At 70.8% G+C, this 21,600-nt stretch carries 19 protein-coding genes; 15 read left to right on the forward strand and 4 right to left on the reverse strand.

Annotated features, from left to right (window positions below):
* Positions 1-205 precede the first annotated feature (205 nt).
* The 7 genes from FOJ82_RS13645 (at position 206) to FOJ82_RS13670 (ending at position 7,801) form a co-directional block, all read left to right on the forward strand.
* Positions 206-850 carry an SAF domain-containing protein gene (locus tag FOJ82_RS13645; protein WP_143939050.1) on the forward strand — a complete coding sequence of 215 codons (645 nt, stop codon included), beginning with the start codon at positions 206-208 and terminating at the stop codon, positions 848-850.
* A complete protein-coding gene (locus FOJ82_RS13650; protein ID WP_143939051.1) occupies positions 850-1,656 on the forward strand; it encodes a hypothetical protein in 807 nt (268 codons plus the stop codon). Before FOJ82_RS13645 ends, FOJ82_RS13650 begins: the two co-directional genes overlap by 1 nt.
* Positions 1,649-3,103 (forward strand): TadA family conjugal transfer-associated ATPase, encoded by a 1,455-nt coding sequence (locus FOJ82_RS13655; protein ID WP_143939052.1) that lies wholly within the window; start codon positions 1,649-1,651, stop codon positions 3,101-3,103. The genes FOJ82_RS13650 and FOJ82_RS13655 overlap by 8 nt, the downstream gene beginning before the upstream one ends.
* Positions 3,100-3,945: a type II secretion system F family protein gene (locus FOJ82_RS13660; protein ID WP_185975804.1), complete on the forward strand. Its 846-nt coding sequence runs from the start codon at positions 3,100-3,102 to the stop codon at positions 3,943-3,945. The genes FOJ82_RS13655 and FOJ82_RS13660 overlap by 4 nt, the downstream gene beginning before the upstream one ends.
* Positions 3,942-4,829 (forward strand): type II secretion system F family protein, encoded by an 888-nt coding sequence (locus FOJ82_RS13665; protein ID WP_143939054.1) that lies wholly within the window; start codon positions 3,942-3,944, stop codon positions 4,827-4,829. Before FOJ82_RS13660 ends, FOJ82_RS13665 begins: the two co-directional genes overlap by 4 nt.
* 70 nt (positions 4,830-4,899) lie before the next feature.
* Positions 4,900-5,076: a hypothetical protein gene (locus FOJ82_RS16305; RefSeq protein ID WP_185975805.1), complete on the forward strand. Its 177-nt coding sequence runs from the start codon at positions 4,900-4,902 to the stop codon at positions 5,074-5,076.
* Between the two features lie 25 nt (positions 5,077-5,101).
* Positions 5,102-7,801, forward strand: a complete 2,700-nt coding sequence (locus FOJ82_RS13670; protein ID WP_143939055.1) for an AfsR/SARP family transcriptional regulator — start codon at positions 5,102-5,104, stop codon at positions 7,799-7,801.
* Between the two features lies 1 nt (position 7,802).
* Here the strand turns inward: FOJ82_RS13670 and FOJ82_RS13675 are convergent, their stop codons facing one another.
* Positions 7,803-8,465 carry a YybH family protein gene (locus FOJ82_RS13675; protein ID WP_185975806.1) on the reverse strand — a complete coding sequence of 221 codons (663 nt, stop codon included), beginning with the start codon at positions 8,463-8,465 and terminating at the stop codon, positions 7,803-7,805.
* Positions 8,466-8,638: 173 nt separating this feature from the next.
* Between FOJ82_RS13675 and FOJ82_RS13680 the strand changes: the two genes are divergently transcribed.
* The gene (locus tag FOJ82_RS13680; RefSeq protein ID WP_221933169.1) at positions 8,639-9,025 is read left to right on the forward strand and encodes a BlaI/MecI/CopY family transcriptional regulator; all 387 of its coding nucleotides are present in this window, start codon (positions 8,639-8,641) and stop codon (positions 9,023-9,025) included.
* Positions 9,026-9,028: 3 nt separating this feature from the next.
* Complete coding sequence (locus FOJ82_RS13685) at positions 9,029-9,844, forward strand: M56 family metallopeptidase (RefSeq protein ID WP_143939057.1); 816 nt, start codon at positions 9,029-9,031, stop codon at positions 9,842-9,844.
* Between the two features lie 7 nt (positions 9,845-9,851).
* Here FOJ82_RS13685 and FOJ82_RS13690 read toward each other — a convergent pair whose 3' ends face one another.
* Genes FOJ82_RS13690 through FOJ82_RS13700 form a run of 3 tightly spaced genes read right to left on the reverse strand, consistent with a single transcriptional unit; the run spans position 9,852 to position 12,850 of the window.
* Entirely contained in the window at positions 9,852-11,471 is a 1,620-nt protein-coding gene (locus FOJ82_RS13690) for a copper resistance CopC/CopD family protein (RefSeq protein ID WP_143939058.1), read from the reverse strand.
* Complete coding sequence (locus tag FOJ82_RS13695) at positions 11,468-12,247, reverse strand: YcnI family copper-binding membrane protein (RefSeq protein ID WP_143939059.1); 780 nt, start codon at positions 12,245-12,247, stop codon at positions 11,468-11,470. The genes FOJ82_RS13690 and FOJ82_RS13695 overlap by 4 nt, the downstream gene beginning before the upstream one ends.
* Positions 12,248-12,265: 18 nt before the next feature.
* The gene (locus FOJ82_RS13700; protein WP_143939060.1) at positions 12,266-12,850 is read right to left on the reverse strand and encodes a DUF5134 domain-containing protein; all 585 of its coding nucleotides are present in this window, start codon (positions 12,848-12,850) and stop codon (positions 12,266-12,268) included.
* Positions 12,851-13,059: 209 nt separating this feature from the next.
* Between FOJ82_RS13700 and FOJ82_RS13705 the strand changes: the two genes are divergently transcribed.
* From FOJ82_RS13705 to FOJ82_RS13730, 6 genes are all read left to right on the forward strand, one after another.
* The gene (locus FOJ82_RS13705; protein WP_143939061.1) at positions 13,060-15,105 is read left to right on the forward strand and encodes a cytochrome c oxidase assembly protein; all 2,046 of its coding nucleotides are present in this window, start codon (positions 13,060-13,062) and stop codon (positions 15,103-15,105) included.
* Between the two features lie 32 nt (positions 15,106-15,137).
* On the forward strand, positions 15,138-17,357 hold the full coding sequence (locus FOJ82_RS13710) for a heavy metal translocating P-type ATPase (protein ID WP_143939276.1): 2,220 nt from the start codon (positions 15,138-15,140) through the stop codon (positions 17,355-17,357).
* A 130-nt stretch (positions 17,358-17,487) separates the two neighbouring features.
* Positions 17,488-18,426, forward strand: coding sequence for an aldo/keto reductase (locus FOJ82_RS13715; protein ID WP_143939062.1), 939 nt, complete (start codon positions 17,488-17,490; stop codon positions 18,424-18,426).
* A gap of 159 nt (positions 18,427-18,585) precedes the next feature.
* Positions 18,586-19,347 (forward strand): N-formylglutamate amidohydrolase, encoded by a 762-nt coding sequence (locus FOJ82_RS13720; RefSeq protein WP_143939063.1) that lies wholly within the window; start codon positions 18,586-18,588, stop codon positions 19,345-19,347.
* A 41-nt stretch (positions 19,348-19,388) separates the two neighbouring features.
* Positions 19,389-20,516 (forward strand): peptidase MATCAP family protein, encoded by a 1,128-nt coding sequence (locus tag FOJ82_RS13725; protein WP_221933170.1) that lies wholly within the window; start codon positions 19,389-19,391, stop codon positions 20,514-20,516.
* Positions 20,513-21,553 (forward strand): glutathione synthetase, encoded by a 1,041-nt coding sequence (locus FOJ82_RS13730; RefSeq protein WP_143939064.1) that lies wholly within the window; start codon positions 20,513-20,515, stop codon positions 21,551-21,553. The genes FOJ82_RS13725 and FOJ82_RS13730 overlap by 4 nt, the downstream gene beginning before the upstream one ends.
* Positions 21,554-21,600: the final 47 nt, after the last annotated feature.

Here is a 21,600-nt window from a genome sequence, read left to right on the forward strand (position 1 = left end):
GGAGAACTGCCCGAGCTTTTCCACAGATGGTTGACAACTTCGATGGAGAAGCCGGCCACTCTCAGGTGGGATCGGGCTGAGACGGGGCCGGTCCACGCCTGCCTGCCGCACCTCGCGGGAGTTATCCACAGGTCGAAATGCTGCCGCGGCCGTTGACCCCCTCCACCTCATAAGTTGTCTGCCATCGACCAAAGGTGGTGATCAGATGCTGCGAGACCGCGCCCCCGAGGCCGGGGACCCGACGGCCCCAGCCCAGCCCAGGCCGGAGGGCGTCCAACTGCGGCCCCGGCGCAGCCCGAGACTCGTTGCGCTGGGCGTGCTGTTGGTGGTGCTGGGCGCGCTCGGGGCTGCGGCCCTGTACTCGGCCAGCGTGGACCAACGGACGGCCGTCGTGATGGCCGAGGACGTGGTGCGCGGCCAGCAACTCACGGCCGAGGACCTCAGCATCGTCTCCGTCCCGGCGGGCTTCCAGGTCGACGTGACCGACGGCGACTCACTCGCCCAGCTCGTGGGCCGGACGGCGCGCACGGACCTGCCTGCAGGATCGTTCCCGACAGCCCGGCACCTCGGAGACGAGCCCATCCCGCCCGGGCACAGCCTCGTCGGACTGCAGCTCGGTCCGGGTCGCATGCCCGGAAGCGAGCTCGTGCCCGGCACCGCGGTGCAGCTGGTGAGTCTGGCCGAGGGCGACGAAGCGGTGACCGACGCGGTCGTGGCGGAAGCACCCGTCCTGACCGACGACGGAACCGGATTCGTGCTCGACGTGGTGGTGCCCGAGGAAGCGGCGCACGCCGTCGCCCGGCTCGCCGCCACCCAGCAGCTTGCCCTGGTAGCGGTGGGTGAGGGCTGATGGCGGTCATCGTCTGCACGGGTGCCTCGGGGGCGCCGGGGGTAACGACGAGCGCGCTCGGCCTGGCGCTGACGTGGCACCGCGACGTGCTGCTCGCCGATTGCGACCGAGAGCCTTCTCAGGCGATCCAGGCGGGCTACCTGCGGGGTCTCGACCATGGTGGCCGCGGCCTCGGAGGCCTGGCCAGGGTCCACCGGGAGAACCGGCCGCTGTCGTCCGAGTTGTGGCACCACACCGTGGCCCTGTCGGAGTCGAGCGACGTCCAGCGCCGGTTCCTGCCGGGGTTCTCGCTGCCCGGCGCGGTCCGCCTGTTCGACGTGGTGTGGCCGGAGCTCGCCGACTCCTTCGCTTCCCTGGACGCGCGGGGCGTGGACGTCATCGTCGATGCTGGGCGGCTCGGTCGCGACGGCCTGCCGTTGCCGCTGCTGGCGAGAGCGGACGCGGTCTGCTTCTTCACGAGGACGTCGCTGCGTGCCCTGGCCGGCACGCGGTTGTACCTGCCGCTGCTCGCCGAACAGTTGGCTGAACTGCCCGTCGACAAGCTCCTCGGGCTGGTCCTCGTCGGCCCCGACCGGCCCTACTCGGCGCGTGAGATCTCCGCCCAGTTCGGGATCGAGTGCCTGGCCGACGTCGAATGGAACCCCGCACTCGCGGCGGTCCTCTCCGACGGCGATCCGGAGCCCAAGCGGTTCGGCGGGCGAAGTCTCATGAGCCAGCTGCGTGCGGCCGGCATGCGGATCCACGAGCGGATCAGCAGTGCCCGTGAGCTGGAGCGGGCCCTGGTGGCGAGGGCAGCTCATGTCTAGCCCGGTGTCCCGGGTCCCCAGCCTCGGCGGGGCGTTCAACTCACTCGCCGCCTCGGACTGGCACCCGGATCCACCGGCCCGAAGGCGCGGCCACGACGCTCCGGAGCCACGATCGGCAGTGCCACCGTCGTTGGACGTCGACTGGCCACTGGTGGTGGTGCTGCGTCGGCACGCCGCCGAGCGCATCAGCCAGATCAGCGAGCAGTGGCAGGAGGAGCGTCACACACCGATCCCCGAGGAGGACCGACGGGTCCGCGGCCGTGCCGTGATCCGGTCCGTGGTGCACGCCCACGCCGAGCAGCTCACCGAGACCGGGGAGGCCCTCTGGCCGATGGAACTCGAGGACCGCTACGCCGCGGCTGTCGAGAACGCCATCTTCGGCTACGGCCGGATGCAGCCCCTGTTCGAGATCCCCGAGGCCGAGAACATAGAGATCCACGGCTGGGACTCGGTCATGGTGCAGTACGGCGACGGCCACCGCGAACCCCATGCCCCGGTGGCGGACACCGACGAGGAACTGGTGGACGCCATCCGCTTCCTGGGTGAGACCGCAAGCCCACCGCGCCCATTCGACGACGCCCACCCGACCATGACCCTCGCGCTCGGCGACCGGTTCCGGTTGCACGCGATCGGATTCGGCCTGAGCTATCGCCCGTCCATCATCATCCGACAGCACATCCTCACCGACGTGACCCTCCCGGACCTGGCAGAGGACGGCATGCTTCCGGCCCAGGTCGCGCACCTGCTGCACGCTGCGGTGCTGGCCCGCAAGTCCATCGTCATCTCCGGTGACCAGGGTGCCGGCAAGACGACGTTGTTGAGAGCCCTCATCGCCGCCATCCATCCCACCGAACGGTTCGGCACGCTCGAGACGGACTACGAACTCCTGACCCACCTCCGCCACGACCGTCGCAACATGCTGGCCCTCCAGGCGAAGGTCGGGCTGGGCGAGAACTCGTCCGGGCGCGAGGTCGGTTCCTGGAGCGTCGCGGACCTGATCCCGGAGGCGCTGCGCCAGAACCTGTCCCGGCTCGTGGTCGGCGAGGTGCGCGGTGCCGAGGCGGGCGCGATGTTCGAGGCGATGCAGGCCGGGGCGGGAACGCTCTCCACCACACACTCGCACTCGGCAACCGCGACCATTGACCGTCTCGCGGCACGCGTCGCGCAGGGCGGGGTGATCGGGATGGAGGAGGCCCTGCGGCAGGTGGCCCACAACATCAACTTCATCGTCCACGTCGTCCTCGAGGACAACGCCTGGCGCGGTGGCACCCGGCGACGGCTCGTGAGCGAGGTCCGGCAACTCACCGGCTCGATCGAGGGCGGCAGACCCAGCACGCATCTGGTCTACCGGGCGGCCACGTCCGGGGCCGGGCAACTGTTCCAGCCGGAGGCCTCGATGGCGGCCGAACTCGAACCGTTCCAGGCAGGTGTGACATGGAACCGATGATCGCCGGAACAATCGGAGCGCTGCTGGCTCTGGGGGTGACCCTCGTCGTCGCCGGCCTGATGAAACGGGAGCAATCCACAGAGTTGTCCCCAGATCTGTGGAAAAGGGTCGCCAAGGTGTGGGAATCGTCCTCGCGACGCTCGAAGCTGTGGGTCGTCGGGTCGCTCGCCGCTGGGGTGCTCCTGGCTGTGGTGTCCGGCTGGCTTGCTGCAACGGTCCTGGTGCCGGTGTTCGCGATCGGGATCCCGGCACTGCTCAAGGAGCCGCGGCAGCACGAGATCGACGTGCTGGCGGCGCTCGACCGCTGGGTGCGCCTGCTCGCGCCGTCGATCGCCACGGGCAAGTCCATCCGGGACGCAGTGATCGCCACCCGTCAGCAGGCGCCCGCGGTGCTCGTGCAACCGGTGAACCGGTTGGTGGCCCGCATCGACCAAGGCTGGACCACCCGGGACGCGCTCCTCACCATGGCCGACGAACTGGACTCCGCCGACGGCGACGCCGTGCTGGCTGCACTGGCCATCGCCTCGAGCAGGGGTGGCGTGGGAACCCGTGCGACCCTGACCGCGCTCAGCGCCAACACGCAGGATCGCCTCCGGGCCCTGCGTGAGATCGCCGCCGAGCGCGCGAAGCCAAGGGCCGTGGTGAGGCAGGTGACCCTCATCACGCTAGTCGTGCTCGGGGCCTCGGTCCTGCTCGGCGGAGAGTTCTTCGACGCCTACCGGACGCCGCTGGGCCAGGTGCTGGCGCTCGGGATCGGCGCGGCCTACATCGGCTCCCTCGCCATCCTGCGGCGACGGACGGTCCCCGCGCCGACGGCCCGCTTCCTGCGGGGGTCGGCATGACCGGGATCGGGCTGGCGATCGGCGCCGGCCTGCTCGTGGGCCTGGGAGCATTCCTCGCCCTGGCCGGTGCGGTCGGACGGACCGCCAAGCTCGAGGACGCGCTCGCGGCGTTGGACGGCACCACGGTCCCTGTCCAGCAGGTGCAAACCGTCGAATCGCGAGGACTCGAGGGAATCGGCGCCGCGCTGCAGCGTAGGTTCCGGCTGCCCGTCACCGAGAAGCAGCAGCAACTCCTGCTGCTCCAGGATCGCTCCATCGGGGACTTCTTTGCCGAGAAACTCGTCCTGGCGCTCTCCGGTCTGTTGCTGCCCGGTTTCTGGGTGGCGTTGCAATACCTGGCAGGCTCCCGGCCGGACCCGCTCCCCGTCTCGCTCGGGCTGGTCGGGGCCGTGGCCGGGTACTTCCTCGCCGACTGGAACCTCGCCCGGGGCGCGAAGGAGGTCCGGCGCTCCACCACCGAGAGCATCCACACGTTCTTCGACCTCGTGGCGCTGGAGCGGCTCGCGAATGCATCGGCGGCCCAAGCCGTCGAGACCGCCGCTCGGGTCTCCGACGCACCGCTGTTCCGCCGGATCTCGGCGGGGCTGGAGCGCTCGCGACTGGAGCAGACGACGCCGTGGGCGGAACTGGGTCGGATCTCCCGCGAGTGGGACCTGCCCGAGCTCACGGACTTCGCAGACGTGATGCGTCTGGAGGAGCAGGGGGCCGCCCTCGCCGACGTCCTTCAGGCCCGGGTGAAGGAGCTGAGGGAGGCGCACGTCTCGAGGCAACGCAGCGAGGCGCAGGAGGCCACCGAGGCGCTGACCGTCTGGATGACCATCCCGGCGCTGCTGCTCGGCCTCACCTTCGTCATCCCGCCGGTGCTGACGTTGTGGGGGATGTGACGAGCCTGTGGACAAAGAAGTTCGACGCCCGCAAACAACCAAAGTAGGAACAACGAGAAGGAACGAGAACATGATCACCAAGAACATCATCGGCCTCTGGCTGCAGTTGGTCCGTCCCGCCGCCCATGACGAGCGCGGTTTGTCCCAGTCCACCGAGAACGCCATCCTGCTGGCGGGCGCCGTCGCGGTCGCCTTCATCATCGTGACCGCGGTGACGGCGTTCGTGCAGGGCGAGCTCCCCTTCTGAGGCGGGGCCGGATCGGGATGCTGCGATGAGGCTGCTCAAGGCACTGGCGGCACTGCTGCTGTTGGTGGTGCTGCTGGTCGGCGTGCCCTGGGCCCTGCTCGAGTGGGGCCAGGTGGCCGGGCTGGCGCAGGTGCAGTGGTCCACCGCGCTGCTGCGACCCGACGACGGCCGCATAACGCTGGGTCTGCTGTCCCTCGTCGGCTGGGTCGCCTGGGTGGTGGTGGCGGCCACCACCGTGCTCGAGTCCGTGCGTGCCGTGTCCCGGGGCCTGGTTGACATCCGCCTGCCAGGCACCGGATGGCTCCGTCCGGTGGTGGCTTCGTTGGTGGCAGCGGTCGCGGCGCCGCTGCTCGGCTCCGCCCTCGCGGGTACGCACCCGGACCTGGCACCCCCGCCGGCCGCCGCCGTCGCCCCACTCGAGGAGCGCCGGGAAGAGATCCCGCCCTCAGCGGCGACGGACGACGTGGAGTCTCCAAAGTCGCAGTACGTTGTCCAGCCCGGGGACGAGCTGTGGTCGGTCTCCGAGCGCGTGCTCGGCTCCGGTGAGAGATGGCGCGAGGTGGTCGCCGCCAACCCCGGCCTGTCCCACGACGCCCACCTACGTCCGGGGCAGGTCCTCAACCTGCCCGAGGTTTCGGAACCGAGCGCATCGGCGGGGGCCGACCCCAACTCCCACGTCACCGTCGCCGAGGGGGACACCCTCTGGGACCTAGCCGACGAACACCTCGGAGACGCCGAACGCTGGCCCGAGCTGCACGGGGCCAACCGTGGCCTGGTCCAGGACCCCGACGAGATCCAGGTGGGCTGGGAGCTACTGGTCCCCGACGTCGTTCCCGGCGGTCCCGGTGAACCGGGTGATGAACCCGCCCGCCCTGAGCCGTCCCCACCGGTTCTGGAGACGGTGCCGCCGGTGGCTGAACGGCCCACGACGCCCTCGGAGCCGACGCCCACAACCACCCCGGCACCTGCGCCGACGACCGTCGAGCCGTCGGCCTCGGCCCCCGCCTCCACTGAACCTCCACCGCCTGCCGACGACGTCCACGAGCCCTTGGAAGTGGACGAGGCCGCACAGCACGACGTCCTCGGTCCGCTCGGCGCCGTGCTGGCGGCAGGGATCTTCGCCGGGGTGGCCGCTCGGCGCCGCACCCAGCTCCTGCAGCGCGCCGTCGGACGACGCGTCCTTCCGTTGCGTCCGGAACTGCTGCGGTTCTGGTCATCCCTCACCAAGCGCAGCGGCGCGGCCGAACCGCCCGCCGGGATGGCGCCCACCGGGGTCGTGCTCGGCTGGCGGGGCGGGGAAGACGTGGCCTCGGAGCTCGAGGCGAACCGGTGCACCCTCGCGCACGGCTCCGAAGAGGACTCACTGGCGGCCGTCTCGGCGATGCTGACCAGCCTGATGTGCGCACCGTGGTCAACGGCCGTGGACGTGGTGACGGTCCAGTCGCCCGACGACTGGGAGGCGAGCCTCGACGACCCCCGCATCACCGGCGTCAGCGACCTGGAACATGGGCTCGTCCAGTTGCAGAAGCTCTGCGCTTCCAGACGGATCGAGATGGGCAGCTCAAGCCTGGGAGAGCTGCGCACTGACGCGGACCTAGCCAGTGCTTGGGCGCCGATCGTCTTCCTGTTCTGCCGGCCCGTACCCGAGTCCGCGCTCAGGCGCATCGAGGACTGCTTGTCCCTGGGAGAGGTGGGCGTCAGCGTCGTGGCCGCCGTCGACCACGCTCCTGCCCCGGCGCCCGGCTGGAAGCTGGTCCGGCTCGACTCCCCGGAACAGGCCTTGTTGCTCCCGGAAGAGTCCCGGTTCATCCCCCAACTACTGTCGGCACCGGCCCGGCATGCCGTGGTCGAGCTCTTCGCCGGCGCCAATGACGAGACCACCGAGCCCGCCCCCTGGTGGGACGAGGACCCCCTGCCCCCGAACGTGAAGGTCCTGCCCCGCAAGACGCTCGAACCCACCGAGGACACCGCGATGCCAGCCCGGACAGTCGACACAGCTCATCCGACCCTCCTCCTGCTCGGCCCAGTCGAGCTCCGAGGCTGCACCGGGCCGGCCCCTTCCCGCTCCAGGGCCGCCAGCACCGAGTGCTGCGCATGGCTGCTGGCCAACCCCGGCTCGACGCCCACCCGGATGGCACGCGAACTCGTCGTGGCCGAGTCCACGCGCCGCTCCATGGTGAGTCGGCTGCGCACCTGGCTCGGCAACGACCTCTCCGGCAGCCCGTACCTGCCCGACGCCTACTCCGGGAGGCTGGAGCTCCACCCGGACGTCGAGTCGGACTGGGAGAGGTTCCAGGTGTTGCTCTCCGGCGGGGTGAACCACGCCAGCACGCCGATCCTCCGGGAGGCGCTGGACCTGGTGCGCGGAGAGCCGCTCGAGGGCGTCGCGTTCCAGTGGCCATGGGCCGAGCAACTCCGCACGGACATGGTCAGCATGATCACCGACGCCGCCGTCGTCCTGTTCGACCGAGCGCTGGAGCAGGGGGACGCGGAGGCTGCCGGATGGGCGGTCTCCAGAGGACGCCTGGCCGCTGGGCAGGACGAGACCCTCGCGGTCCGCGACATCCAACTGCTGGCTCTTGCAGGCGACAGGGCGCAGGTCGACCAAGCCGTCCGAAGGCTCACCCGTGCCACCCGCGCTGCCGGGCGCGACCTCACATCAGACTCGGTCCGCCGCATCCAGCGCTCCCTCCACCTGGTCGTCGCAGGCCAGGAGGCGAACTGAACTACTGGTTCAGCGCCTCGGTGGGCTTGTCACCGTCGCCGTGGTCACCGAACAGGCCACCGCGGTGGCCCTCGCCGGTCACCTTCATGGAGTCCTCGTCGCCGAGCAACTTGTGGTGGTGCGGGTGGTGGGACTCGCCCTCGCCCAGCAGGCCGCTGCGGTGGCCCTCCCCCTCGACGTCCAGGTCTCCCTGGTCACCCAGGAGCTTGCCTTCCCCGGCCTCCGCACCTTCCTCTTCGCCCTCGTCGAACTCGTCGTCGAAGTCGTCCTCGTCGAACTCCACCGGGATGGAGGTGTGCTCGTGGATGATCAACCACTGGTCGTCGAACTTCTGCAGGACGAAGGTGGCCCGGGACTCGAGTTCCACCTCCTCGTCGGTGCCGACGATGGTGCCCTCGTACTCGATGTGGCCGTTGACCACCGCGAGCTCGGCGGTCTCGATGATCTCGACGTCCTCGAAGTCGCACTCGGCCTCACCGTTGCGCTCGAGCGAGCTGAACCAGCCCACCACTTGGCCGCGCCAGGCGGCCTTGTCCGGGTACTCGGCCGGCTCGGCCGAGTCGAAGACACGGGCGTCGTCGGCGTAGAGGGCGAGGAACGCCTCGACGTCGAGGGCTTCGTAGGCGTTGATGTAGGCGTCGATGAACTCGCGAGGGGTGGACATCATGGCTCCTGTGTTTCGGCGGCTCCCGGTTGGGGGTCTGCTCCAACGCTAGCCCGGTGAGCAGACCACGGCAGCCGAAACCGGAACCGGACGGGACCATTCACCCAACGTTCACCCCTCCGCGAACCCTCCCACGCCCTGTACTACATGCTGTAGAGTCCCGGCGCAGGGAGGTGGTTGCGCTGATCGGCAGGAAACGTGCGCCCGGCGCGCTCGAGGCGGAGATCATGCAGGTCCTCTGGGACCGTGCGGAGCCCATCAGCGCCCGCGAGGTGCAGGAGGCCCTCACCGGCCCCGAGCCAGCCACCACGACGGTCCTCACCGTCCTCGACCGCCTCCACAAGAAGGGCCTCGTCCGCCGCTGCGGCGAGGGCCCGCGCAAGGTTCGCTTCACCGCCACCCAGTCCGGCGAGGAGCAGGCCAGCACCACCATGCTCTCGGCCCTCGGCGGCGCCACCGACCGCGAGGCCGTCCTCCTGAAGTTCGCCGGCAACCTCCAGCCAGACGACGTCGACGTCCTGCGCCGCGCGCTGGAGGCGAACACCCGGCAGCGCGGGTAGCCCGTGCCAACCGCCATCGGCTGCCTCGTCGCCGCCGCCCTCCTCATGGTCCTCGCTCCCTGGCTGCTGGCGCGCGGCAACTGGCAGGTCGCCCGACCCCGCCTCGCGCTCGGCGCCTGGTTCACGGCCCTGTTCACCGGTCTCGCCCTCGTCGCCGCAGCGCTCGTCGGGACCGTGCTGGCCGCCACGTCACTGGCCGTCGCCGCCGACTCGGGCCGGGCGGGCGGCGGGGCGCTGGTGACCGTCGTCGCCTGGGTCTCCCTCACCGGCGCCGGAGCGTTCATCGGCCTGGTCTCCGGGCTCTCGCAACCGCTGGTCGACTCCTACCGGCGCAGCCTGCGCCGGCTCTCGCCCGTCGCCACCGCCCGGGAGGACCGAGGCGCGTTCACGCTGGTGCGGTTCAACTCCGAGGAGTTCCTCGCCGTGGCCGTGCCTGGCCGCCGCCCCGAGATCCTCCTGTCTTCCGCGCTGGAGGCGCACCTCACCCCCGAACAGCTCCGCGCCGTCCTGGCCCACGAGTACGCCCACCTGCGCCACCGCCACGGCCTGGCGGTGCGGATCGCCGAGCTCAACGCGCTGTGCCTGCCCCGCTGGGTCCCCGCGGGCAACGCGCTGCGTCGGGCCACGCTGCTGCTGGTGGAGCTCGCCGCCGACGACGTCGCGGCGGGCCAGGCCGGGGCCCGGACCCTCGCCGGGGCGCTGTCGCGGATCGGACAGGCCACCCACGACCCGGGACTGGAACTGCGCGCCGCCCGCCTGCAGGCCTTCCGCAGTGATGCCACGCAGCCCTGTGGACTGCCCCTGCCGGTCCGGATCTGACGGACCCTCAGCCCACGGTGACCTTGAGCACCGCGATCGGCCGCTCGAACTTCGAGACCCGCGCAGCCACCTGCGCCTCCCACTCCCCCGCAGCCGGGAGGTCCACCGTGGCGGCCCAGGAACCATCCGGCCGCGGCTCCACCACCGCGGCGACGGGGCCGAGGTCCTGCTCCGGGAGCCGGAACGAGACCGCCACGTCGCCGGACTCGACGGCCGCGCCGTCGAACAGGAGCGTGAACGAGAACGTGTTGGTGCCCACCGCGCTGGGGGCCAACGACCCCTCCACGGCCAGCCCCTGCGACTGCACCGAGACCTGCTGCGCGCCGTGCAGGTGGCCGTGGGAGGGGCTGGTGTTGGCGAGGAAGCCGGTCAGCAGCGCCACCGCCACCAACAGGGCCGCCTCGTAGCGCAGCGCGCGGAAGAACCTCAGCAGCGACCGGCTGGTCGGCAACAGCCTGAACCGCACCCACGTCGCCAGGAGCACCACGGCCGCCACCACCATCACCTTGACCAGCAGCAACCGGCCGTAGGGGGTCCCCACCAGGTTCTCGAACGAGCCGAGCACCAGCACGGCCATCCCGGTCCCGGTGACCGCCAGCAGCGCCACCGCCCCCAGCGCCGCCCGGGAGAACCTGACCAGCGCGGCCCGGGCCTCGTCCCTGCCTGGTCGAGAATGGAGGAACAGCAGCATCGCCAACAGCCCGCCGAACCAGAACGACCCGGCCAGCAGGTGCCCGGCGTCGGCCACCAGCATGACGGGCGGGTTGTACGCGAGGGTGTGCCCGACCAGCGCCGGGGACACGGCCGCCGCGCCGGCCAGCCCAACGGCGAGCCCGCCCCGGGGTGCGAGGCCGCCGGTGCGCGCTCCGCCGAGCAGGTGCGCTGACCAGCCGAGCACCACCACCAGGATCGCGACCGCCACCACGGGCCAGGAGACGCCGGGAGCCCAGGCGCCGGGGTCGAACACCGCAGCGAGGGCTGCCCCCACCACCCTGAGGCCGGAGGCAGGCACGAGGAGCACCGCCGCGCCCCCGGCCACGGCGAGGCTCCAGCGCTCCGCCACCAGTAGCGATCTGGAGGACGCCCCGGCGCCGCGCAGGACCAGCCGGGTGGCGAACACGAGGCCGGCGAACGCCAGCAGACCGAGGTAGAGCAGACCGCTCAGGACCCGCACCAGCAGCTCGGTGGCAGCCGGGGTCCCGGAGGCAGCCGACGGTGCGGCGCCCGGGGCGGCGTCGCCGACGGTGAAGGACACGACCCCGCTGACGGGGTGGCCGTCGGCCGACGCCACCCGGTAGGCGACGGCGTGGCTCGCGTCGGCGGCCAGCTCCGGCAGCTCGACGATGACGGTGGCGTCGGTGACGGTGGCACGCAGGGGTGTCGGGTCGGCGTTGGCGGCGAGCAGCCGGATCGCGCCGTCGATGAGGCCGACGGGTTCGTTGAAGCGCAGCTCGAGCGTGGCGGGCGCCTCGGCGAGGGCCGCGCCGTCGGAGGGGGTGGTGGAGACCAGCTCGGCGTGGGCGGCGGCGGGCTGGGTGGGGCCGAGGAGGGTGAGCAGCGCCAGGAGCACGGGGGCGAGGAGCCGCAGCCCGCGCGTCCCGGGCCGGCTCGGTGCTGCGGCTGTCATGACCCCTTGCGGGAGCGCACCAGCGCCGTCGCCCCGACCGCGATCCCCAGCACGCCGGCAGCGAGTGCCGTCACGCTCCAGGCGTCCGGGCCGGAGGCCCGCGCGCCACCGGCGCTCGCGTCGTCGTGGCCGTGTCCGGTTCCCTCGGCGACGGCCAGGGACGGTGCGGGCAGGGCCAGGTCGTGCGGGTCCTGGCCCTCGGCGGGGATCTCAACCCACGCGGACTCCCCGTCCTCGCAGGTCTGGACCACCGGGAAGTAGAGCGTGGTCCCGGCGGCTTCCGCGGGCAGCTGCACCGCCAGCTCCAGGACGTCGCGCTGGCCGTCGGGCAGCCGCTCGAGCGCGGTCCAGACCACCTCGGCGACCCGCTGCGTCACCTCATTGCCGTGGCCGTCGACCACCGGCGGCTCGAGCGTCTCCGTGACGGTCTCGACCGTGTAGAACGGGTTCCGGGTGGGCGTGACCGAGTTGATCCCGTCGGGGAGCAGGATGCCGAGTTCGGTGGTGGGCGATCCGTCGCAGCCGTGCGGGACGCTGAAGGAGAGCACGGCGTGGGCGCCGGCCTCGTCGGTGCTGGCGGTCACGCCGACGTGGGCCGACGCCACCCCGGCCCCCACCCAGCCGAGGCCGAGCGCGCCGGCGGCCATCGCCGTCGCGACCCGCGCCCGACCCGACACGCCGCGTCGATCGGTCGCAGGGGTGGGCCGCCACCCCCGGTCCGGAAATCGACGGCGTGTCCGGTCGGCCCGGGCGTGCCCGGCAACGTCGTGGTCCATCAGGTGCTCCTCCAAGTCTCAGCCCAACATCATCCAGCACATCGCGGCCATGCCCGCGCTCATCACAACGCCCGATCCGGCGTCCACCGGTCCGGGCAGCACCGTCCTCGGCCGGCGCAGCGCGTCGAACGTTTCCACCAGCAGCGCCACCGCGGAGACGGCCATCGCCGCCGTCACCGCCGTGCCGGTCAGCACCGCCCCGGCCCCGAGCGCTGCGTGGTGGTGGGTGATCGGCGCGTCCCCGGTGGGTGCCATCACCACCAACATCCACACCATCGCCAGCATGCTCGCGGCGTGGGACACCTGGTGGAGCGGGCCGTGGCAGCCGGTGTCGAAGTGGGACACGCGCCCGGTGGCCAGCAGCACGGCGAGCACGACGAACCAGGCCGCCCCGGCGGAGAAGACCAGTACCTGGGGCAGCGCCGGGAGGTACCCCCACCACGGCCACGCCATGGCGACCATCACGACGGCCATCAAGAGGTGCAGCAGGTGCATCACCGCCTGCAGGGGCTTGCGGATCTCCGCCACGACGCGCCCCACCAGATAGCAGGCGAGCAGCCCGAAGGCGACGGTGAACGCCCACCGCGTGAGTGGTTCGTCCACCTCCGCACCCTTCTGTTCTACAAGTTGTAGTGGAACGCTAGCAGCAAGCGGATACCCCCACAACTACGTGTTGTAGAGTTGCGGCGGTCGATCAAGGACGGTGCCGTGAGGGTTGAGCAAGTGGCGGAGCGGGTCCGTCGGGCAGGGAACGTACGCCGGGACATCCCGACGGCGCAGCAGCGCGTCGCGCTGAGCGGAGGGCCGGCAACTTGACCGCCACCACCGCTACCCGCGCGACCACCCCAACCAGCCGCGTCCCCGGCGCACTCGTGGCGCTCGTGGCCGTCGGCCTGCTCCTGGCCGTTCCCGTCGTCACCACCGCCGTCCTGGGCGCAGCACCCTACGAACAGATCGTCCGCGTCTTCCCCGGTCCCTTCGTCGCCATCACCGCCACGGTGCTGCGGGCGATGGCCGACGGCGCCGCCCTGGTCAGCGTGGGCGCCATCGTCGTGCTGCTGTTCCTGCGCGACGCCACGTCCAAACAGGCCCAGGACCTGGGCTCGTCCTTCGAACTCCGCGTGCTGCAGCGCGCCTCCGGGCTCTGGATGCTGGCAGTGGCCGGGCTGATGCTGTTCGACCCGCTCGACACCTCCGGCGTCGACCTCGCCCAGGTCCTGATGCCCGGCGCGCTGGCCTACGTCCAGACCGCCGCCTACGCGCCGCTGTCGGTGTTCGTGCAGTTCTTCGGCGCCACCGTCGTCACCCTCGGCGCCCACTTCGCCCGCCGCTGGACGGGGCTGCTGTTCCCGCTGCTGGCAGCCACGTGGGCCGTGCTGGCGCCCGTCGTCGTCGGCCATGTGCTGGTCGGACCCGACCACGACCTGGGCGGCGACGCCATGGTGATCCAGCTGTTCGCCACCCAGTCCCTGTTCGGGGTGCTGGCCGTGTTGGCGCTGCGGGCCTGGTCCGGGCGCGAGATCACTCCGGGGATCCGCCGGCGCACCGCCCTGCTGGGCGCGGTGGCGGTGCCCGTGATCGTCGTCACCGACGTCATCCTCGCCGTCTTCCTGCTGGCGGGCTCGGGCCTGTTCAGCTCCCTGAGCGGCTGGTTCATCGTCGCCCGCTGGGTGTGCCTGGCCGTGCTGGTGGTGACCGGGGCGCTGTCCACGGGCGGTGTCCTTGGGCGCGACGCCGACGCCCCCGCCCCGTCGCAGGCCCGCGTGCGCGTGGCGCTGTCCGTGGCCGCGCTGGCGATCGCGGGCTGGGTGGGGGTCACCGTCGCCCACCTGCGCGTCCCCACGCCGCAGTACTTCGAGCCGACGAGCATCGCGCAGACCTTCCTGGGCTTCGACGTCGACGCCGCACCGACGGCGCTGGTGCTGTTCGGGCAGTGGCGGGTGAACCTGCTGCTGCTGGCCATCGCGGTGGCCGCCATGGTCGCGTACTTCGTGGCCCTGCGCGCGGCCCGGCGCCGCGGCGTCGAGTGGCCGCTGGGCCGCACGATCGCATGGTCGCTGGGCTGGGCGCTGGTGGTGTTCGCCACCAGCTCCGGGTTCGGCCGGTACTCCGCCCCGCACTTCGGCATCCACATGATGGTGCACATGTCGCTGAGCATGATGGCGCCGGTGCTGCTGGTGCTCGGCGGCTTCCTCACCCTCCTGCTGCGCGCCAGCAAGGCCGACTCCGGGGCGCAGCACAACCTGCACGACTGGGTCAGCTGGGCGATGGGCTGGCGGGTGGTTCGGTTCCTCTACAACCCGCTGATCGTGTTCGTCTCGTTCATCGGGTCCTACTACCTGCTCTACCTCACCGACCTGTTCGGGACGATGGTGCGCTACCACTGGGCGCACCAGCTGATGAACGTGCACTTCCTGCTGGTCGGGTACCTGTACTACGGCCTGATCATCGGCGTGGACCGCGCCCCGAAGCCGCTGCCGCACCTCGGCCGGCTGGGGCTGATCATGGCCGCCATGCCGTTCCACGCGTTCTTCGGCGTGATCCTGATGGGCAGCCAGTCCATCATCGCCGCCACCTTCTACACCTACCTCGACCAGCCCTGGATGGACCTGCCGGCCGCGCAGGAACTCGGTGGTGGTGTGGCCTGGGCGGGCGGTGAGATCCCGGCGCTGGTGGTGATCATCGCCCTCGGCATCCAGTGGGCCAAGCAGGACCGCAAGGAGGCCGCCCGCAAGGACCGGCACCTGGACTCCGGCCGCGACCAGGAGTTCGAGGACTACAACGCCATGCTCGCGCGGCTCGCCCAGCGCAACCCGCAGGCACCCAAGGCCCCCGTGAAGGAGGATCCGCAGCCGTGACCCTGGACACCAGTGCCCCCGCAGCGCAGGAGATGATCGAGCTCGACATCTCCGGGATGACGTGCGCCGCGTGCGCGAACCGCGTCGAGAAGACCCTCAACAAGCTCGAGGACGTCTCCGCGACGGTGAACTACGCCACCGCCCGCGCCCACGTCACCGGCTACGGCGCCCACGGCGTCGAGAAAGTCCTCGCCCAGGTGGAGAAGGCCGGCTACGGCGCCCACGTCCACGACGGCGCCGACGACGAGTGGTCGAAGCGGGCCACCGAGGACCGGATCGTCTCGCTGCGACGCCGCCTGATCCTGTCGGCCATCCTGACCGTGCCGCTGATGGACATCACCATCGTCCTCGCGCTGGTGCCGGACTGGCGCTTCCCCGGCTGGGAACTGCTGTGCATCCTGCTTGCCCTGCCCATCGTCACCTGGGCCGCCTGGCCGTTCCATCGCGCCACCCTGCGCAACCTCCGCCACGGCTCCGCGAGCATGGACACGCTGGTGTCCATCGGCATCGCGGCGTCCTTCGGCTGGGCCGTGGCCACCCTCCTGTTCGGCCTTGGCGAGGCCACCGACCCCGGCTTCTGGCTCGGCTTCGGGGCCACCCCCGAGGGCGCGAACTCGATCTACCTCGACGTCGCCGCCGGCATGACCACCTTCCAGCTGGCGGGCCGCTACTTCGAGACCCGCTCCCGGAGGCGGGCCGGCGACGTGCTGGGCGCCCTGAACGCGCTGGCCACCAGCACCGCGCGGGTGCTGCGCGACGGCGTCGAGTCCGTGGTGCCGATCGCCGAGCTCCGCAAGGGCGACACCTTCGTCGTGCTGCCCGGCGAGTCCATCCCCGCCGACGGCCGGATCCTGGTTGGCACAGCCGCCGTCGACACCTCGATGATGACGGGCGAGCCGATGCCCGTGCCGCGCGGTCCCGGCGACGACGTCACAGGCGGCACCATCTCCACCGACGCCCGGCTGGAGGTGGAGGCGCTCAAGGTGGGAGCCCACACCCAGCTCGCCCAGATGGCCGTCCTGACCGAGCAGGCACAGGCCCGCAAGTCCCGCGTCCAGAAGCTGGTCGACCGCATCACGGCCTGGTTCGTGCCCGTGGTGGTTGCGCTCGCGATCGTGGTGGGCCTGGTGTGGGTGCTGCTTGGGACCGCCCCTGTGGTGGCTTTCGGGATCGGCATCTCAGTGCTGATCATCGCCTGCCCCTGCGCACTCGGCCTCGCGACCCCCACCGCGCTGATGGTGGGCATCGGCCGCGGCGCCACGCTCGGCATCCTGATCAAGGGCCACGATGCCCTCGAGGCCAGCGGCGGCATCACCACCGTCGTCCTCGACAAGACCGGCACCCTGACCAGCGGACGCATGAGCGTCGCCGAGGTCTCCGGTTTCACCGCCTCCGACGACGACGTCGTGGCCCTGGCCGCGGCCGTCGAGCGCGGCTCCGAGCACGCCATCGCCCGCGCCGTCGAGGCCGCCGCCGAGGAGCGCGCGCTCGTGCTGCGCCCGGCGACGGAGTTCCAGACCCTGCCCGGCCTCGGCGCCGCGGCACGGGTCGACGGTGCACGCGTCGTGGTGGGCAACCCGAAGCTGCTGGGCGAGCAGGACGTCGAGATCACCCCCGCCGCGCAGGCGGCCATTGACCGCGCCGACGCCGAGGGTAACACCATCGTCCTGGTGGCCCGCGAAGGGGAGCTCGTCGGCCTGCTGGCGCTCACCGACGCCATCAAGTCCGACGCCGCCCGCGCCGTCGCCGCACTCCACGAGCAGGGGCTCGAGACGGTGCTGTTGACCGGCGACTCGCAGCAGGCCGGCGAGCGCATCGCCCGCGAGCTCGGCATCGGCAGCGTACATGCCGGGGTGCTGCCGCAGGGCAAGGCCGACGTCGTGAAGGAGCTGCAGGCGCAGGGCAAGCGGGTCGCGATGGTGGGAGACGGCATCAACGACGCGATCGCGCTGGCCACCGCGGACCTGGGGCTCGGCGTGGTCACCGGCACCGACGTCGCCCTCAAGGCCGCCGACATCATCCTCGTGCGGGACGACCTGATGGTGATCGCCGACGCCATCGGGCTGTCGCGGAAGACGCTGCGCACCATCAAGGTGAACCTGTTCTGGGCGTTCGGCTACAACGTCGCCGCCATCCCCATCGCCGCCATCGGCCTGCTGAACCCGCTGATCGCGGCCGGGGCGATGTCCCTGTCCTCGGTGCTCGTCGTCCACAACAGCCTGCGCCTGCAGAACTACCGCAGGAAGCGCTGACGGCCCTATCCTCCTTCTCGGGAAGTGCGCTCCCGACACCCGAATCCGCGTCACTGGTTGGGCTTTGGGCGCCCGCCCGTTCGGACGGGAGTAACGTTTCAATCGAGACTCAAGGAAGAGGTGTACAACTGTGAAGACATTCACGCTGCCCGGAACCGACATCGTCGCCCCCAACGTCGTCCTCGGACTGATGCGCATCGAGAACAAGAGCGACGACGAGATCCGGGAGTTGACGCGTACGGCGCGCGACGAGGGGATCGACTTCTTCGACCACGCCGACATCTACGGGACCGGCATCCACACCTGCGAGCGCCGCTGGGCCGAGGCGATGCAGCTGAGCCCGTCGGAGCGCGAGCAGGTCACCATCCAGACCAAGGCCGGCATCATCAAGGACGGGCCGTACTACGACTTCTCCTACCAGCACCTGGTCTCGTCGGTCGAGGGCTCGCTGGAGGCGCTGGAGACCGACTACATCGACATCCTGCTCCTCCACCGCAGTGATGCCCTCGTCGAACCCGAGGAGGTGGCCCGCGCGCTGGACGAGCTCCACAGCTCCGGCAAGGTGCGCCACTTCGGCGTCTCGAACCACACGCCGGGCCAGATCGAGCTGTTGAAGAAGTACGTGCAGCAGCCCCTCGTCGCCAACCAGCTGCAGCTGTCCATCGGCCACGCGGCGCTGCTGGCGCAGGGCATCGCGATCAACGTCGAGGGCCGCCAGGAGGCGTACAACCTCGACGGCGGCGGCATCGTCGACTACTGCCGCCTCAACGACATCACGATCCAGGCGTGGTCCCCCATGCAGACCCGGGTACCGGACCGCCACGTGTTCCTCGGTTCGGAGCACCACCCGCAGCTGAACGCGATGATCGACGAACTCGCCGCCAAGTACGACGTCGAGCCCGAGGCCATCGCCACCGGCTGGATCACCCGTCACCCCGCCGGCATGCAGGTGGTCCTCGGTACGACGACGCCCGCGCGCGTCTCGGCGTCGGCGAAGGGCTCCGAGATCCCGCTCACCCGCCCCGAGTGGTACGGGCTGATGCAGAAAGCCGGATACCTGATCCCCTGACGCGGGAGGCCGCCTCCGGTTCGCGCCCGTCTTGTTCGTTCTCGCCCGTCCTACAGCTCGGGCGAGAACGAACAAGACAGGCGCGAATCCAGGAGAGCCCCGTTCGCCGGTTCGCCCGGTTCTGCCGCGGATGCACCCTCGGACCGGTAGACATGACGCATGGATCCATTCACGTTCGAGGGGGACTGGAGCGGTCAGCTGATCGCGACGGCCATTCATGCGGGCCACGACCTGCGGCCCGAGATCGCCGAGCGGCTCGTCCTCGACGAGGCCACCCGGTTGCGCGAGGAGGACCCGTTCACCGACCTGCTGGGAGCCCGCGCCCCCGCCCGCGTCGTGGTGAACCGGTCCCGCTTCGAGACCGACCTCAACCGGATCCGCGAGAAGGCCGTCTACAAGAACCCCGCCGACGCGTGGGGGCTCGAGCTGTGGGACGAGTACCCGCTGCCCGAGGACGTCATCGGACGCAGCCTCGAGGTCTACGACTCGTTCTTCGAGGCACTGGGCGAGCGGCTCGACGAGGTGGCCGCCCGCGGCCCGTTCATCGTGCTCGACGTCCACTCCTACAACTTCCGCCGCGAGGGACCCCGGCAGCCCGACGAGCCGGTGATGGAGAACCCCGAGATCAACCTCGGCACCGGATCGCTCAACATGGACCTCTTCGGCGACGTCGACGCCGCCTTCCGGCTGGCGATGGCGGCCCAGCACTTCGACGTCCGCGAGAACGTCAAGTTCAAGGGCCAGAACCTCGCCTGGTGGGTGCACGAACGCTACCCGCGCACCGGCTGCGTGCTCGCGCTCGAGTTCAAGAAGGAGTTCATGGACGAGTGGACCGGTGAGCCGGACCACGAGCGGATCGACTTCCTCGCAGACGGCCTGGCCCGCTGCTTCGAGCCCATGCTGGGGGCGTTGCCCAAGTGATGACACCCGCCGACAACCCACTCTCGACAAATGACCAGGCGGTGGACCACCAGCTCTCCCAGCTGGGCACGAGCTTCCGGTTCATCCTCGACGTCACCCCCGTCGACGCCGACGACGTCCGCGTCGCCTTCCTGGAGCGACCCCACGAACCCGAGTTCACCTACCGCGAGGTGGGCGTGGACCCGGAGGTGGCGGCGAAGATGCTCGCCGACGTCGACGTGGCCAGCGTGGAGGACAACACCGTCGGCGCGCTGCTGCGCGGCAAGCACAGGGAGCTGGAGTTGCAGCTCGCGATGCTCCGCTCCCGCGGCACCAGCGACTTCCACGCCCTCAGCCTCGAGCTCTACGGCGGCGTGGCACCCAACCTGCTCACGGCCGCCAGGTCGGTGATCGAACGGGTCGACCCCGAGCCGTACCGCGGCGAGCACCTGGACGCCGAGGAGTTCCTCGCCATGGCCGAGGCGGAGATCGACCGCTACCGCCAGAGCAACCCCGACATCGACATCCACGCCGAGATCCGCCACGACTCCACCGGAATCATGGTCAGCGACAACGTCCTGCTGGTCGGACCCGAGTCGAAGGTGGCCACCGGGCGCGCCAACGCTCTCATCCAGCACGAGATCGGCACGCACCTCGTCACCCAGGTCAACGGATCCCACCAGCCCCTGAACGTCCTGGGCACCGGGCTCGCCGGCTACGACGAGACCCAGGAGGGCCTCGCCGTGCTGGCCGAGATCGCCGCCGGGGCGCTCACCACGGGCCGGATGCGGCAGCTCGCCGGCCGCGTCGTGACGGTGCACTCGATGGTGGAGGGCGCCTCCTTCGTGGAGTGCTGGCAGGACCTCGTCGACGCCGGCTTCCCGCGCCGTGGCGCGTTCACCACCACCATGCGCGTCTTCCGCGCCGGCGGCCTCACCAAGGACGCCATCTACCTGCGCGGCCTGCTGGACCTGCTCGAGCACCTCTCGCGGGGCGGCTCCCTCGACGCCCTGTTCCTGGGCAAGTTCGCCCTGGAGGACCTACCCCTCGTCGAGGAGCTGAACAACCGCGGCGTACTGCACGAGCCCGTCCTACTACCCCACTGGTACGAGAACGAGGAAGGGCGCCAACGCCTCGCCGAGGCCGCCACCCAGACCGACCCCGCCCAACTGATCCAAGGAGCAGCATGAGAATCGGATTCGTCGTCAACGACGTCGCCACTGAAGATCCCGTCTACACCACCGTCAGGCTTGCGATGCAGGCCTCCAACATGGGACACGAGGCGTTCCTGATGGGAATGGGCGACTTCGCCTACGAGGTCGACGGCAGCCTCAGCGCCAAGGCGCGCGGCGTCGGCGGCAAGAACTATCGCTCCACCGAGCGCTACCTCGACGACGTGCAGAAGCCGGAGGTCGAGGAACAGATCAGCCTCTCGGAGTTCGACGTCGTGATGCTGCGCTCGGACCCTGCCGCCGACGCCTCCGAGGCCCCGTGGGCCAACAATGCCGGCGTCGCGTTCGGTCAGCTGATCGCCAACACCGGCGTCCTCGTGGTCAACGACCCGGGCAGTCTCGCCAACGCCCTGTCCAAGGCCTACTTCCAGCACTTCCCCGAGGTGGTCAGGCCACGCACGATGATCTCGCGCGACCAGACCAAGATCGCCGCCTTCGTCGACGAGCTCGGCGGCAAGGCGGTGCTGAAGCCGCTGCAGGGCTCCGGCGGCAGCGGGGTGTTCCTGGTGAACGAGAAGGAGTCGCCCAACCTCAAGCAGATCACCGAGGCCATCGCACGCGACGGCTACGTCGTCGCCCAGGAGTACCTCACCGCCGCCCAGGAGGGCGACGTGCGGATGTTCGTGATGAACGGCCGCCCGCTGATGCGCAACGGCAAGTACGCCGCCTTCCGCCGCACCCCCTCGGGCGGCGACATCCGCTCCAACATGAGCGTGGGAGGCAAGGCGAAGGCAGTGCAGGTCACCGACGAGATGCTCGGCCTGGTGGACGTGGTGCGCCCGAAGCTGGTGGCCGACGGCATGTTCCTGGTGGGGCTGGACATCGTCGGTGACAAGCTGATGGAGGTCAACGTCTTCAGCCCCGGGGGGCTGGGCAGCGCGTCCCAGCTCTACGACGAGAACTTCTCGATCGCCATCATCGAGGACCTGGAGCGCAAGGTGCAGATCCACGGCCACTACGGCCTGCTGGGCAACACTGACCTGGCCACCATCTAGCGCCACGCGCCGGCGGCCCGCGCCCAACTCGGGCCGCCGCAGCGTCG

Source organism: Tessaracoccus rhinocerotis, from assembly GCF_007197885.1.
Taxonomy (GTDB): Bacteria; Actinomycetota; Actinomycetes; order Propionibacteriales; family Propionibacteriaceae; genus Arachnia; species Arachnia rhinocerotis.